Annotated in this window: 13 protein-coding genes and 1 riboswitch; of the genes, 4 read left to right on the forward strand and 9 right to left on the reverse strand. The window is 69.3% G+C overall.

Annotated elements, in window-relative coordinates; genetic code table 11:
- Positions 1–5: 5 nt before the first annotated feature.
- The 3 genes from AB8P05_RS20485 to AB8P05_RS20495 form a co-directional block, all read right to left on the reverse strand.
- Positions 6–908: a manganese catalase family protein gene (locus AB8P05_RS20485; protein WP_472760658.1), complete on the reverse strand. Its 903-nt coding sequence runs from the start codon at positions 906–908 to the stop codon at positions 6–8.
- 287 nt (positions 909–1,195) lie between these two features.
- A complete protein-coding gene (gene gor / locus AB8P05_RS20490; protein WP_472760659.1) occupies positions 1,196–2,563 on the reverse strand; it encodes a glutathione-disulfide reductase in 1,368 nt (455 codons plus the stop codon).
- A 134-nt stretch (positions 2,564–2,697) separates the two neighbouring features.
- Positions 2,698–3,198: a flagellar basal body-associated FliL family protein gene (locus AB8P05_RS20495; RefSeq protein ID WP_472760660.1), complete on the reverse strand. Its 501-nt coding sequence runs from the start codon at positions 3,196–3,198 to the stop codon at positions 2,698–2,700.
- Between the two features lie 384 nt (positions 3,199–3,582).
- Between AB8P05_RS20495 and AB8P05_RS20500 the strand changes: the two genes are divergently transcribed.
- A complete protein-coding gene (locus AB8P05_RS20500) occupies positions 3,583–4,776 on the forward strand; it encodes a nicotinate phosphoribosyltransferase (protein WP_472760661.1) in 1,194 nt (397 codons plus the stop codon).
- A gap of 253 nt (positions 4,777–5,029) precedes the next feature.
- Here the strand turns inward: AB8P05_RS20500 and deoA are convergent, their stop codons facing one another.
- The 6 genes from deoA to AB8P05_RS20530 form a co-directional block, all read right to left on the reverse strand.
- Positions 5,030–6,349 (reverse strand): thymidine phosphorylase, encoded by a 1,320-nt coding sequence (gene deoA / locus AB8P05_RS20505; RefSeq protein WP_472760662.1) that lies wholly within the window; start codon positions 6,347–6,349, stop codon positions 5,030–5,032.
- Between the two features lie 3 nt (positions 6,350–6,352).
- Positions 6,353–7,093 carry a deoxyribose-phosphate aldolase gene (deoC, locus tag AB8P05_RS20510; protein WP_472760681.1) on the reverse strand — a complete coding sequence of 247 codons (741 nt, stop codon included), beginning with the start codon at positions 7,091–7,093 and terminating at the stop codon, positions 6,353–6,355.
- 83 nt (positions 7,094–7,176) lie between these two features.
- Positions 7,177–8,010 carry a purine-nucleoside phosphorylase gene (locus tag AB8P05_RS20515; protein ID WP_472760663.1) on the reverse strand — a complete coding sequence of 278 codons (834 nt, stop codon included), beginning with the start codon at positions 8,008–8,010 and terminating at the stop codon, positions 7,177–7,179.
- Between the two features lie 15 nt (positions 8,011–8,025).
- Positions 8,026–8,445 (reverse strand): cytidine deaminase, encoded by a 420-nt coding sequence (gene cdd / locus AB8P05_RS20520; protein WP_472760664.1) that lies wholly within the window; start codon positions 8,443–8,445, stop codon positions 8,026–8,028.
- A 4-nt stretch (positions 8,446–8,449) separates the two neighbouring features.
- Positions 8,450–9,424 (reverse strand): ABC transporter permease, encoded by a 975-nt coding sequence (locus AB8P05_RS20525; protein ID WP_472760665.1) that lies wholly within the window; start codon positions 9,422–9,424, stop codon positions 8,450–8,452.
- A 3-nt stretch (positions 9,425–9,427) separates the two neighbouring features.
- Positions 9,428–10,567, reverse strand: coding sequence for an ABC transporter permease (locus AB8P05_RS20530; RefSeq protein ID WP_472760666.1), 1,140 nt, complete (start codon positions 10,565–10,567; stop codon positions 9,428–9,430).
- Positions 10,568–10,752: 185 nt separating this feature from the next.
- On the opposite strand from AB8P05_RS20530, the gene AB8P05_RS20535 reads away from it, so the two are divergent.
- From AB8P05_RS20535 to AB8P05_RS20545, 3 genes are all read left to right on the forward strand, one after another.
- Complete coding sequence (locus tag AB8P05_RS20535; protein WP_472760667.1) at positions 10,753–11,085, forward strand: (2Fe-2S) ferredoxin domain-containing protein; 333 nt, start codon at positions 10,753–10,755, stop codon at positions 11,083–11,085.
- A gap of 271 nt (positions 11,086–11,356) precedes the next feature.
- A complete protein-coding gene (locus AB8P05_RS20540; RefSeq protein ID WP_472760668.1) occupies positions 11,357–12,271 on the forward strand; it encodes a DMT family transporter in 915 nt (304 codons plus the stop codon).
- Between the two features lie 33 nt (positions 12,272–12,304).
- Positions 12,305–12,419: riboswitch (TPP riboswitch) on the forward strand.
- A 72-nt stretch (positions 12,420–12,491) separates the two neighbouring features.
- Complete coding sequence (locus AB8P05_RS20545) at positions 12,492–13,628, forward strand: ABC transporter substrate-binding protein (protein ID WP_472760669.1); 1,137 nt, start codon at positions 12,492–12,494, stop codon at positions 13,626–13,628.

A 13,628-nucleotide genomic window follows, 5' to 3' on the forward strand; every position in this document is an offset into this window, starting at 1 on the left:
AGCTGTCAGCCCCCGGTGGTGGTCTTGGTCTTGCCGGCGCCCGGTCCGGCGCCCAGGTCGGCGCCGGTGGTCGGATCGGCGTCCGGCTTGGACATGGTGCGGGCGGCAACCGCGTTGACCGCCGCCATCTCCGACGCCGCCAGCTTGACCGTCGGGTTGCCGTCGCCGCCGTTGACCGGGCCGTCGCCCATCTTGACGTCGACGAACTCCCACTGGGCGCCCTGGTTCCAGGGGCCGCGCATGTCGCCTTCGCCCTGGCTCATGTTGTAGTACTTGTCGGTGTATTCCGGCTTGCCCGGCAGCTTGCCCGGCGGGAAGTTGTTGTCGATGGCGTACAGCGCCTTCTCGAAGCTCTTCTGGTGGGCGACCTCGCGGGTCATCAGGAAGCCCAGCGCATCCTTCACGCCCGGATCGTCGGTGACGTTGATGAGGCGCTCGTAGATGATCTTCGCACGGGATTCGGCGGCGATGTTGGAGCGCAGGTCGGCCGTCGGCTCGCCGATGCTGTCGATGTAGCCGCCGGTCCACAGCTGCCCGGCGGAGTTCACCAGGGCCGGGCCGCCGCCATACAGCAGCGACAGGGTGTGGCTGCCGTTGCCCTGGGTGATGTTGGCGTAGAGGTCGGCAGTCTCGTCCGCACCCTCGGCCAGCTTGCCCTTGGCGCCCTTGGTCAGCATGGCGACGATGGAACCGATCACCTCCAGGTGGCTCAGCTCCTCGGTCGCGATGTCGATCAGCATGTCCTTGCGGCCCGGATCCTCGTCGGCCAGACCCTGGGTGAAGTAGCGCATGGCCGCGGCGAGTTCACCCTGAGGGCCGCCGAACTGCTCCAGCATCAGGCTGGCGAGCACCGGGTTGGGCTCCGACACGCGGACCGTGTACATGAGCTTTTTGTTGTGCATGAACATGCGAGGGACTCCTCCTGCGTCTGGTGGCCCGCCTTGCAGGGGCCGAGGATCGGAGAAATCCGGACCGGCCCATCGCCGGGGATGCAGGGGAGACCAGCAGGACGTGCCGTTCCGGATCGCTCACCCGTCCTCAACCCACAATCTTTAGAAGCGTTCCAGGAAAAGTGCCCTGTGCTGGCGTGCTATGACTCCCGGTGCATGTCCCGGGGCCGGGTTCCACGAAAAATGGCGGCGCGAAGGGGTGTGTCCTCCGCGCCGCCATTCCGGTGGTGCCGCTTTTCAGGCCGTCAGATCTTCTTCTCCGGCTCCGCCTTCTCGCGCATCAGCACGAATTCCTCGGCGGTGGAGGGATGGAGCGCGATGGTGCGGTCGAAGTCGCGCTTGGTGGCGCCGCAGTTCAGCGCGATGGCCAGCGGCTGCATCATCTCCGGTGCGTCCATGCCCATCATGTGGCAGCCGAGCACGCGCTGGCTCTCGCCGTCGACCACCAACTTCATCAGCACCCGCTCGTCCCGGCCGGTCAGGGTGTGCTTCATCGGGCGGAAGCCGGCCTTGTAGATATCGACCTGCGGGTATCTGGCGCGGGCCTGCATCTCCGTCAGCCCGACGGTGCCGAGCGGCGGCAGCGAGAACACCGCGGTCGGGACATTGTCGTAGCCGATGTGCATGGGGTTGTCGTTGAACAGCGTCTCGGCCAGGGCGCGGCCCTCGGCGATGGCGATGGGGGTCAGCGCCATGCGGTCGGTGACGTCGCCGATGGCGTAGATGTTGTCCACGCCGGTGCGCGACCATTCGTCGACCGGGATCGCCCCGGCCTCGTTCAGGGTGATGCCGACCTCCTCCAGGCCGAGATTCTTCGTATTCGGGCGCCGGCCGGTGGCGGCCATCACCAACCCCGCCGAATGCTCGCGGCCCATATGGTCGGTCAGGGTGTAGCCGCCGGCGCCCTTTTCCAGCTTCACCGGCTTGCAGCGCGAGATGATGTTGATGCCGCGCTTGCGCATCTCCTGCGCCAGGGCGACGCGGATGTCGTCGTCGAAGCCGTTCAGCAGGTCGTCGCCGCGGATCATCAGCGTCACTTCCGCGCCCAGCCCGCGGAAGATGCTGGCGAATTCCACGGCGATGTAGCCGCCGCCGATGATAAGGACGGAATGGGGCAGCTTTTCGAGGTGGAGCGCCTCGTTGGAGGTCGCGGCATGCTCGATCCCCTCGATCGGCGGCAGCGACGGCCAGCCGCCGGTGGCGATCAGGATGTTGCGGGCGGTGTAGCGCTTGCCGTCGACCTCCACCGTGTGGCGGTCGACGATCCGGCCGAATCCCTCGTACAGGGTCACGCCGGAGTTCTTCAGCATGTTGATGTAGATGCCGTTCAGCCGGTCGATCTCGCGGTCCTTGTTCGCGATCAGCGTTTCCCAGTCGAAGGCCGGCGTGCTGGACTTCCAGCCATAGCCGCAGGAATCCTCGAAGCCGTCGCGGAACTGGGCGGCATAGACCAGCAGCTTCTTCGGCACGCAGCCGCGGATCACGCAGGTGCCGCCGACGCGGCTGCCCTCGCAGATCGCGACCTTGGCGCCGTAGGACGCGGCGCGCCGGCTAGCGGCGACGCCGCCGGACCCGGCCCCGATGGTGAACAGGTCGAAATCGAACTCGGCCACGGCCGTCTCCTTCCGCAACTGGACCCTTGCCATATGCACGAACCCCGCGACCGGCCGCGGGCGGGCCGGATATGGCTGGGCCGGATATGGTCGGGCAGGATATGGGGAGGCGAGGGGCCTTGGGAAGCGCGCCGTCAGCGCAGCAGCATATCCTGGATCAGCACTTGTCGAAGCTTCAGCGGCCGCATGGTCTTGTTGGCGACGTGGCGCAGCGCGTCCTTGACATAGGCCGACCCGTCGGCCCCGCGCAGTTCGGCCGGATCGGCTTCCAGCAGGCGCCGGCTGATGGCGTCGGCGATGCGCGGCAGATGGGGGGTGACCGTCTCCAGCGGTGTCGCCGGATCGAATTCCAGAACCGCGCGCAGCCGCAACTCCTGCAGGCGGCGGCCGTCGTTGAGGGTTAGGGTCAGGGTGGGCAGGGCGGCGTAGACCGCGGGGGCGGGTGCGGCGTCGATCCGGGGCGCGGCGAAGGCGCCCTGGGCGGGGGCCGGGCGCAGCAGCAGCGCCCCGCCGACCCCGGCGCCGGCGAAGGCGAGCATCAGGCCGATCAGCGCAAAGACGATCCGGTTCCCGGTTCCCTCGAAGGAGGGCAGGGGAGGCGGAGCCGTGTCGGCAGTCGCGGTCGTCTTCACCATTCCGTTCAGCCGCCTTGTTGCGATCATGCCTGCAGGACGACTTTAAAAGCGCGGAAGTGGTAGGTCAAATAACGGTATTTGATCTGGTTTTTCTCCGAATGCGGCAAGTCACGACTGCAATGACCGGGCGGTCATTTCACGAGCATTTGATCTGTTTGCCGGGATTCGGGGCCGGGAAATCCCACCGGAAAACGCAACGCAGCCATCCGTTCCCGGTTGGCAAGGTGGGAAGCCTCTTCCCCGCCCGCCCGGGGCGTATAATGCTGGGATTCCAACACAACCGGCCGGCTGCCCTGTCCGGCGGCCGGGCCATCCAGAACGAAGCATCGCGAAGCAATGCGCAGACACAGGCGCGGACAGGGGCGGAAGGCGAGGGTTACCGGTATGAGCAGCACCGACAACCGATCAGTTGGCAGCCGCGCAGCGGGAATCGGGACGGCCGGCCACGGGCCGACGGCCCTTCACCCGTCCTCCGCCGCGGTGCCCGACTGGACGGACACCTATTTCCGCCGCACCAAGGAAGCGGTGGGCAAGTTCGGCGATAAGACCGTCACCTACGCCATCTTCATGCGGCGCCCGGTGGTCTGCGCCCCGCGCCTTGCGGTGGACTGGCTGGAGGCGGTGGCGCGCGAGCGCAACACCAGCTTCCAGATCGAGCTGAACTACCCCGAGGGCAAATGGGTCGGCGCCGGCGAGCCGATCATGTATGTCACCGGCTCCTTCTATCATCTGGTCGATTGCGAGACGATCATCCTGCAGAAGCTGGGTCCGGCCAGCGTCGCCGCCTACAACGCCTTCACCATGTGCGCCGACCTGCCGAAGGTCGCCTTCCTCGCCATGGACGCCCGCCACTGCGCCGGGACGGAGATGGCGGAGATGATGGCCTATGCCGCCTCCGTCGGGTCCGACCGGGCCAAGCGCAAGGTCGGGGCCAAGGGCTTCATCGGCAACGCTACCGATGCCACCGCCTCCTATTTCGGGCAGGAGAAGGGCATGGGCACCATGCCGCACGCCCTGATCGGCTATGCCGGATCGACCGTGCGCGCGGCGGAGATGTTCCACGAGACCTTCCCCGACCTGTCCCTGACCGTGCTGGTCGATTATTTCGGCCGTGAGATCACCGACGGGCTGGAGGTCTGCCGCCGTTTCCCGCAATTGGCCGCCCAGGGCAAGCTGGCGCTGCGGCTCGACACCTCCGGCGGGCGCTTCGTCGAGGGGCTGGACCCGCCCGGCTCCTACGCCGTCCTGGAGCGTCATGCGCCGCACGCCATCCGTGGCTATCGCGACGAGACGCAGCTGCGCTACCTGATCGGCACCGGCGTGTCGGCGGCGGCGATCCATTACGTGCGCGAACGGCTGGACGATGCCGGCTTCCCGGCGGTGAAGATCGTCGCCAGCAGCGGCTTTGGCCCGGCCAAGTGCCGGCTGATGGCGGAGGCGAACGCCCCGGTGGACGTGATTGGCACCGGCAGCTACCTGCCCGAACGCTGGACCGAGACCTACGCCACCGCCGACATCATCGAGTATGATGGCGAACGCCGCGTGAAGGTCGGCCGCGAGTTCCTGTTCCGGCGGTAGGGTGCGGACAATCCTCCCTCTCCCGCCCCGGGAGAGGGCATGGAGCCGACGGCCGCAGGCCGGACGACCGCAACGCGGTCGTAGGTGGAATGCGGTCGCGAGACTTGCGAGCGACCTCGGGGCCCAAGCGGAGCTTGGGAAGGGTGAGGGTGATCCAAGGATCAAGGGATCCATGTCCGGATAGCCCCTCACCCTCCCAACGCCTTCGGCGCGGGTCCCCTCCCTCTCCCGGGGCGGGAGAGGGCGTTATCCATTACCCCAAACGCTTCGCAATCAACGGCCCCCGCGCGGGCGCCGTGTCCGTCACCGTGACCGACGCGCGCAGGCGGCGTTCCGCCTCGTCGGCCTGGGCCTCCGTGCGGGCGTGCAGGATCGCCAGCGGGCGGTCGCCCGGCCCCACCGCGTCGCCCAGCCCGGCCACCTCGTCGAAGCCGACGGCGAAGTCGATGGCGTCGGTCGTCTTGGTCCGGCCGCCGCCCAGCGCCACCACCGCCATGCCGACCCCACGGGTGTCTATGGCGCCGACAAAGCCCGCCCGCTCGGCGAAGATCGGGCGCACGATGGGCGCGCTTTCCAGATGGCGGTCCGGCTGCTCCAGCAGGTCGGCCGGCCCGCCCAGCGCCGCCACCATGCGTGCGAAGCGTTCCGCCGCGGCACCGCTGGCGATGGAGCGGTCGGCCATGGCGCGTCCCGCCGCGGCGTCCGGGGCCAGCCCGGCGAGCGCCAGCAGTTCCGCCGCCAGCGCCGCGGTGACTTCATAGAGCCGCGGTTCGGCCGGTTCGCCGCGCAGGATGGCGAGGCATTCGCGCATCTCCAGCGCGTTGCCGGCGCTGCGGCCCAGCACCTCGTTCATGTCGGTCAGCAGGGCGACCGCCGGCAGGCCGGCGCCCTTGGACACGGTGACGATGCTTTCCGCCAGCGCCTCCGCATCCGAGAGGCGCTGCATGAAGGCGCCGGTGCCGAACTTCACGTCCATCACCAGCGCGTCGAGCCCGGCGGCGAGCTTCTTCGACAGGATCGACGCGGTGATGAGGTCGAGCGATTCGACCGTCGCCGTCACGTCGCGGATGGCATAGAGCCGCTTGTCGGCCGGCGCGATGTCGTCGGTGGCGCCGATCACCGCACAGCCGACCTCCTTCACCACCCGGCGCAGCAACTCGTTGTCGGGCTTGGCACGGTAGCCGGGAATGCTCTCGAACTTGTCGAGCGTGCCGCCGGTGTGGCCGAGGCCCCGCCCCGACACCATCGGCACGAAACCGCCGCAGGCGGCCAGCATCGGCGCCAGGATCAGGCTGACCTTGTCGCCGACGCCGCCGGTGGAATGCTTGTCGATCACCGGGCCGGGCAGGTCCAGCGACCTCCATTCCATCACCGTGCCCGAATCGCGCATGGCCCGGGTCAGCGCCACCCGCTCGTCCAGGCTCATGCCGCGGAAGAAGACGGCCATGGCGAAGGCCGCGGCCTGGGACTCCGAGACGCGGCCGTCGGTGATGCCGCGGACGAAGTCCTGGATGGTGGCGGCGTCCAACGGCTGGCCGTCGCGCTTGGCGCGGACGATCTCCTGCGGAAGCATGTCTCAGTACCCTCCCGCCGGGGCCGCTTCGCGTTCGCCTTCCCGTTCGCCGTGGCCGGCAGCGGCCAGCAGCGCGTCGAGCAGGCTGGAGGCGCCGAAGCGGAAGGTCTGCGGCGTCGCCCAGCCTTCGCCCAGGATATGGTCGGCCAGCGCCAGATAGCGCGCCGCCTCCGCCGCGTCGCGGATGCCGCCGGATGCCTTGAAGCCGACCGTCTTCCCCGATTCATAGATGCTGTCGAGCATCACCGCCGCCGCCGGCAGGGTGGCGGCCGGCTGGGTCTTGCCGGTGGAGGTCTTGAGGAAATCGGCGCCGGCGGCGATGGCGTCGCGCGCCGCCCAGGCCAGCAGGTCGGCGTCGGGGAAGGCGCCCGATTCCAGGATCACCTTCATCAGGGCCTTGTCGGCGCAAGCCTCGCGGCAGGCCTTCAGCACATTGATCGGCTGGGTGCGGGCGCCGTCGATGAAGGCCTTGTAAGGCAGCACCACGTCGATCTCGTCGGCCCCATCGGCGATGGCGCGCCGGGTCTCCGCCGCCACCGATGATGCGTCGGCTTCGCCGGTGGGGAAGTTGACCACGGTGGCGACCTTCACCGTCGTGCCGTCCAGCGCCTTGCGGGCGGTGGGCACGAAGCGCGCCCAGACGCAGACCGCGGCGACCGGCCCGACGGGCGTGACGGCGCGGGCGCAGAGCGCCTCCACCACCCGGTCGCTGTCGTCGCCGTTCAGGCTGGTGAGGTCGAGCATGCCCACGGCACGGCGCGCCAGATCGGCGTCGGACGGGGCGTTGGCGCTGGCGTCGAGCGCGCTTTGCAGGTCGGCAGACAGTTTCATGACCGGGACCCGTCCTTTTCATGCAGGCGTTCGAGGAAACCGACCAGCAGGCGCTCCAGGTCGGCGGCTGCCGCCGATGCGGCGGTCAGGGTCTGGTGATGGTCGACCGGCCCGTCGCCGAGCCCGACGCCCAGGTTGGTGACGACGGCACAGCCGACGACCCGCAGGCCGCAATGGCGCGCGACGATGCATTCCGGCACCGTGGACATGCCGACCGCGTCGGCGCCCAGCAGCTTCATCATCCGCACCTCGGCCGGCGTCTCGAAGGACGGGCCGGGATAGGCGGCATAGACGCCCTCGGCCAGATCGATGGACAGGCCGGCCGCCACGTCCTTCATAAGGCCGCGCAGCTCCGGATCCCAGGCGTCGGTCATGCTGGGGAAGCGCTCGCCGAAGGCCTCGTCGTTCGGGCCGGTCAGCGGGTTGGCGCCCAGCAGGTTCAGATGGTCGCTGATCGCCATCAGCCGGCCGGGCCCGACCTCCAGCCGCAGCGATCCGACGGCGGCGGTCAGCACCAGCGTGTCGCAGCCGGCCAGCTTCAGCGCACGGATTGCGGTCTTCAGCGCGTCGAAGCCGTTGCCCTCATAGGCGTGGACGCGGCCCTGCATGCAGGCGACCTCCACCCCGCCGAGCTGGCCCACCACCAGCCGCCCGGCATGGCCGGACACGCTGGGAATGGGGAAGCCGGCAATGTCGGTGTAGGGGATGGCGACCCCATCGGCGATGCGGTCGGCGATGCCGCCCAGGCCGGAGCCCAGCACGATGCCGACCCGCGGCCGGTGGCCGGAGGCACGGTGAAGGATGTCCGCGGCGGCGCGGGCTGCGGTCATGTCGGGGAACTCCGCTCAGAAGGCTAAATTGGTGGGGCCGAAGGATTCCGGCAACAGGGTCTCCAGCGTAAAGGTCCGCCGCAGGCCGGCCGGGTCGCAGATGTGGATCGGCGTTTCCGGCGCCGCGAACTCGCGGATGCGCTGGCGGCAGCCGCCGCAGGGGGTGCAGATTTCCTCCGCCCCCGCCTCGCCGCCCATCACGACGATGGCGCGGATGCGGCGGTCGCCGGCGGTCACCATGGCGCCGATGGCGCTCGTTTCCGCGCATTGGCCCTGCGGATAGGCGGCGTTCTCCACATTGCAGCCGGCGAAGATGCGGCCCGAATCGCCGAGGATGGCCGCACCGACCTTGAACCTGGAATAGGGGGCGTGGGCGTTCTCGCGGGCGGCGCGCGCCGCTTCGATCAGGCGGTCAAGCTCGGGCGTGTCGGTCATGGCCTCAGCGCTCCTTGACATAGGGGATGCCGCTCGCCTTCGGGGCGATGGCCTTGCCGACGAAGCCGGCCAGCAGCAGCACGGTCAGCACATAGGGAAGCATCTGGATGAACTGCACCGGAATGACGCCGATGCCCGGCAGGACGACGCCCTGCAGGCGCACCTGCACCGCGTCGGTGAAGGCGAACAGCAGGCAGGCGAACAGGGTCGGCCCCGGCCGCCATTTGCCGAAGATCAGCGCCGCCAGCGCCAGATAGCCCTTGCCGGCGGTCATGTCGCGGACGAAGCCGGCGCCATGGGCGGTGGACAGATAGGCCCCTGCCATGCCGGTCAGCACGCCGGTGACGATCAGCGCCTGATAGCGCAGCGCCGCCACCGACAGGCCGGCGGTGTCGACCGCCGCCGGATTCTCGCCCACCGCCCGCAGCCGCAGCCCGAAGCGGGAGCGGTAGAGCACCCAGTGGGTGGCGATCACCAGGACCAGCGTCACCCAGATCAGGATGTTGTTGCCGTTGAACAGCTCGCGGTAGACCGGCCCCAGCACGGGGACGCCGGCCAGCGCCTCCACCCCCGGCAGCTCCACCGCGGGGATGCGCGCCTGGTTGGGCAGAAGCGGCGTCTGCCCGCCCTGCTGGAACCAGGCATAGGCCAGAGTCGGGGCCAGCCCGGCGACCAGGATGTTGATCGCCATGCCCGACACCACCTGATTGCCGTTGTGGGTGATGCAGGCGAAGCCATGGACCATCGCCAGCGCCACGCCCGCGGCAATGCCGGCCAGCAGCCCGAGCCACGGGTTCAGCGTGGCCGAGGCGACGGCGGCGGCGAAGAAGGCGCCGGCCAGCATCTTGCCTTCCAGCCCGATGTCGACCACGCCGGCCCGCTCGCAATACATGCCGGCGAAGGCGGCCAGCACCAGCGGCGTCGCCACGCGGACGGTGGCGCCAAGCAGCTGCAGCGCCAGAAGAAGCGCGTCCTCCATCGCTCAGCTCCTCCCCGTCTCGACGGCGGCGGCACCGCGGCGGCGGAACAGAGCCTCCACCTGCGGCTTGAACAGGTTTTCCATCGCACCGGCGAACAGGATGACCAGACCCTGGATGACCATCACCAGCTCGCGGTTGATCGTGGGGTATTCGAAGGACAGCTGACCGCCGCCCTGCGCCAGAACCCCGAACAGCAAGGCCGCCAGAATGATCCCGACCGGGTGGTTGCGCCCCATCAGCGCCACGGCGATGCCGACGAAGCCGACTCCGCCGGTGAAGTTCAGGATCACCCGGTGCTGCACGCCCAGGATCTCGTTCACGCCCACGAAGCCGGCCAGGGCGCCGGAGATCAGCATCGCGATGATGATGTTGCGGGCCGGCGAGATGCCGGCATAGACCGCCGCCCGCTCGTTCCGGCCCACCGTGCGCAGCTCGTAGCCCCAGCGGGTCCGGCGCAGGAACAGGTGGAACAGGACGCAGCAGGCCAGCGCCCACAGGAAGGACAGGTTCAGCGGCGAGGCCGGAATCGTGATGCCGAGCCAGCCCAGCGCCCGGTCCATCGACGGCAGCCAGACGCCGGGATCGAACTCGCGGGTTTCCGGCGACTGGCTGCCGGGGCGGATCAGCACGTCCACCAGCAGCCATGTCATGATCGACGCGGCGATGAAGTTGAACATGATCGTCGTGATGACGATGTGGCTGCCGCGCTTGGCCTGCAGCCAGGCCGGGATGAAGGCCCAGGCGGCGCCGAACAGGGCCGAGGCCAGGATCGCCAGCAGCGCCACCACCGGCCAGGGCCAGCCGGTCAGCGCCAGCGCCACCAGCCCGGCGCCGAGCCCGCCCAGATAGGCCTGCCCCTCACCGCCGATGTTGAACAGCCCGCAATGGAAGGCGATGGCCACCGCCAGCCCGGTGAAGATGTAGCTGGTGGTGTAGTAGAGGGTGTAGCCGATGGCCTCCGGATATCCCAGAGCCTCCGTCACCAGCAGCGACAGCACGTCCACCGGATTCTCGCCGATCACCAGGATCACCAGCCCCGACAGCACGAAGGCCGCGACGAGGTTGAGAACCGGCAGCAGCGCATACCCGACCCAGCCCGGCACGGCGCCCGGCTGACCCTTCCCCGACCCGCTCAGCAGCACCGGCGTCTCCTGGATTGCCCCTGCCGGGGATTCTTAACCGGCAACCCCGCCGCTGACCAAGCATTTCCTGAGGTGGGAAAGCCAGCGGGTGCCTGGACTTGGAAGCGTCATAAAAGTCTTGCCGCAGCGCAGCATTCTGGCATGCTTCTTATCCATATGAAAATTATGGTTATGGAGCATGCCCGATGCCGCTCGACCTGCCGCCGACCTTCCGCCACCACGTCTTCTGCTGCGCCCAGCAGCGCCCGCCCGGCCACCCGCGCGGCAGCTGCGCCGCCAAGGGCGCCCATCCGCTGTGGCAGCGGCTGGACCAGAAAATCCAGGGCAAGGGCCTGACGGATGTCGGGATGGCGCTGACGGGCTGCCTCGGCTTCTGTTCCGCCGGGCCGCTGATGGTGGTGTATCCGGAGGGCATCTGGTACCGGCCGGAAACGCCGGAGGACATCGACGAGATCGTGGAGTCGCATCTGGTCGGGGACACGCCGGTGGAGCGGCTGGTGATGGTGCTGACGCGGTGAGGGGTGGGGGAGTGCTGACGGCGATGCCCCCTCCCTAACCCTCCCCGCTGACGCGGGAGAGGGGACTGCCGCTGCTTCGGCATTGAAACCGCTCTAGACAAGCGTCCTGCCCCCTCTCCCGCGGAACGCGGGGAGGGATGGGGAGGGGGCATCCATCGCCTGAACCCCGCCAAACCCCACGCCTACCAGACCTGCGGTTGCGGCATTGGGACGCGGGCGGATTTGCCCATATTGTGGGCAACCTCCGCCATTGCCCGTCCGAACCGATCCCATGACCGACGCCGAGACCGCCGACCTGCTGCCTGCCGAGGCCGATTCGGTCCCCTATGCCGTGGGCTGCTTCCTGGGCGCGATCCTGCTGTTCGCGGCGATGGACACGCTCATCAAGTTCCTGACCGCCGACTACCCGGTGCCGCAGCTGATGTTCGTGCGCTCGCTGGTCGCCCTCCTGCTGGTGGGCGGCTACACCCTGTGGCGGGGCGGCGGGATCGCGGCGATGCGGACGCGACGGCCCTGGGGGCATGTCTGGCGGGCCTTCGCCGGGCTGATCTCCATGGGATGCTTCTTCTATGCGTTCCGCGAGTTGCCGTTGGCCGACGTCTATGTGCTGAGCTTCGCCGGGCCGCTGTTCATCACCGCGCTGTCCGCCCCGCTGCTGGGGGAACCCGTCGGCTGGCGCCGCTGGGTGGCGGTGGTGGTCGGCTTCGGCGGCGTGGTGGTGATGGCGCAGCCGTCCACCGGTGCGCCGCTGGTGCCGGTTCTGGTCGGGCTGTGCGCCGCCCTGTTCTATGCGCTGGCCGCCTTGGCCGTGCGCGGTCTGTCGCGGACGGAGACCAGCGCATCCATCGTGCTCTATCTGCTGTTGACGACGACGGTGGTCAGCGGGGCGCTGACGATCCCCGTCTGGACGGCGCCGACCGCCTATGCGCTGGGACTGATGGCGCTGGTCGGCGCGATCGGCGCCGGGGCGCAGGTGCTGCTGACCCAGGCCTTCCGCCGCGCGCCGCCGGCGGTGGTGGCACCCTTCGAATATACCAGCATGGTCTGGGCCAGCCTGTTCGGCTGGATGGTGTTCGGCGACCTGCCGACCGCACCGGTGCTGCTTGGCGCCATGGTCATCATCGGCAGCGGGCTCTACATCCTGCATCGTGAAACCGTGGTGGCGCGCCGCCGGCTGGGTTCTTGACAGGACGGGCCCGGCGGCGACACTCTCGCCGCCTGTTCACGGCTGGGGTGCCCGTGCGGATGCCGGATCGGCGGATGCGCGGGCTGAGACAACACCCATCGAACCTGATCCGGGTCATGCCGGCGAAGGGAGCCGACCGGAACCCGACGGATCGCCTGCAAAACGCCCCGTCTCCTCCGCGTCGCCCCGGTTGCCGGCGCGTGTTGAGGAGTTTTCGGTCATGCGGCGCGCGCTTCCCCTCCTGATCGGCCTGCTGGCCGCATCCTCCTGCCTGTCGTCCGCCGTCCGCGCCGACGACACGCTGTCCTTCCCGGTGCTGGTGCCGCTGACCGGCTTCCTGTCGCTGGAGGGCACCAGCCAGCGGAACGGTGCCGTCCTGGCGCTGAAGCAGACGCCGGCCGGCGTCGCCATCGCGTCGGAGGTCGTCGATACCGGCACCTCGCCCGAGGCGGCGGTGACGGCGCTGGAGCGCGCGGCCGGCCGCGGCACGGTCGGCGCGGTCGCCGCCAGCATGCTCGGCACCCAGATGCTGGCGATGCTGCCCTTGGCGCAGGAACTGAAGCTGCCGCTGGTCACCGTGTCGGGCACCGCGTCGATCACCGAGCAGGGCAACCCCTGGGTCTTCCGCTTCTTCCCCGGCGACGCCGTGACCAAGGCCGCCCACGCCCGCTATGTGGTGGAGGAGTTGGGCAAGCGTCAGCCCGCCGTCATCTACCAGACCACCGCCTATGGGCAGAGCGGCAAGACGCATCTCGACGCCGCCTTCAAGGCGCTGGGCGTCACGCCCGTCTTCGAGGAGGGGGTGGATCCCGCAGCCAAGGATCTGCTGCCGGTGCTGACCAAGGCGCTGGCCGCCAAGCCCGACGTGCTGGTGCTGCACCTGCATTCCGGCCCGACGGCGCTGCTGCTGCGGCAGGCGGCCTCCAGCGGGGTGGCGGTGCCCATCGTCGCCGGTTCCGCCATGCATCAGCCGAGCACTGCGGCCCTGCTGGAGCCGGCGGAGCTGAAGGGCGTCTGTGCCGAGACCGCGGCCTCGCCCATTTCCGGCGACACGCCGGAGGTGAAGGCCTTCACCGACGCCTACCGCGCCGCCTTCGGCAAGGAGCCGGACGCCTTCGCGCTCGGCCAGTATGACGGCATGACCATGGTGCTGGAAGCGGTGAAGGCCGGCGCCCGGACACCGGACGCCATCGCCAAGGCGCTGTCGGCGGAGAGCTTCAAGGGCCTCGCCATGACCTACAAGTCCGACGGCAAGGGCAACATGGCCCATTCCGCCGTCATCGTCTGCTATGACGGGACCAGCCGCGTGCCGGTGCTGGCGAAGCGGTACGACGACCCCGCGCTTGCGGCGAAGTGA

The sequence above is a fragment of the Azospirillum sp. VT-I1 genome (assembly GCF_055698305.1).

Coding starts and splice junctions, on each gene's coding strand:
- AB8P05_RS20540 (WP_472760668.1), top strand. CDS start 11,357: ATGACCGACGCCGAGACCGCCGACCTGCTGCCTGCCGAGGCCGATTCG.
- AB8P05_RS20535 (WP_472760667.1), top strand. CDS start 10,753: ATGCCGCTCGACCTGCCGCCGACCTTCCGCCACCACGTCTTCTGCTGC.
- AB8P05_RS20495 (WP_472760660.1), bottom strand. CDS start 3,198: ATGGTGAAGACGACCGCGACTGCCGACACGGCTCCGCCTCCCCTGCCC.
- deoA (WP_472760662.1), bottom strand. CDS start 6,349: ATGCTTCCGCAGGAGATCGTCCGCGCCAAGCGCGACGGCCAGCCGTTG.
- AB8P05_RS20525 (WP_472760665.1), bottom strand. CDS start 9,424: ATGGAGGACGCGCTTCTTCTGGCGCTGCAGCTGCTTGGCGCCACCGTC.
- cdd (WP_472760664.1), bottom strand. CDS start 8,445: ATGACCGACACGCCCGAGCTTGACCGCCTGATCGAAGCGGCGCGCGCC.
- deoC (WP_472760681.1), bottom strand. CDS start 7,093: ATGCTCGACCTCACCAGCCTGAACGGCGACGACAGCGACCGGGTGGTG.
- AB8P05_RS20515 (WP_472760663.1), bottom strand. CDS start 8,010: ATGACCGCAGCCCGCGCCGCCGCGGACATCCTTCACCGTGCCTCCGGC.
- AB8P05_RS20545 (WP_472760669.1), top strand. CDS start 12,492: ATGCGGCGCGCGCTTCCCCTCCTGATCGGCCTGCTGGCCGCATCCTCC.
- AB8P05_RS20500 (WP_472760661.1), top strand. CDS start 3,583: ATGAGCAGCACCGACAACCGATCAGTTGGCAGCCGCGCAGCGGGAATC.
- AB8P05_RS20485 (WP_472760658.1), bottom strand. CDS start 908: ATGTTCATGCACAACAAAAAGCTCATGTACACGGTCCGCGTGTCGGAG.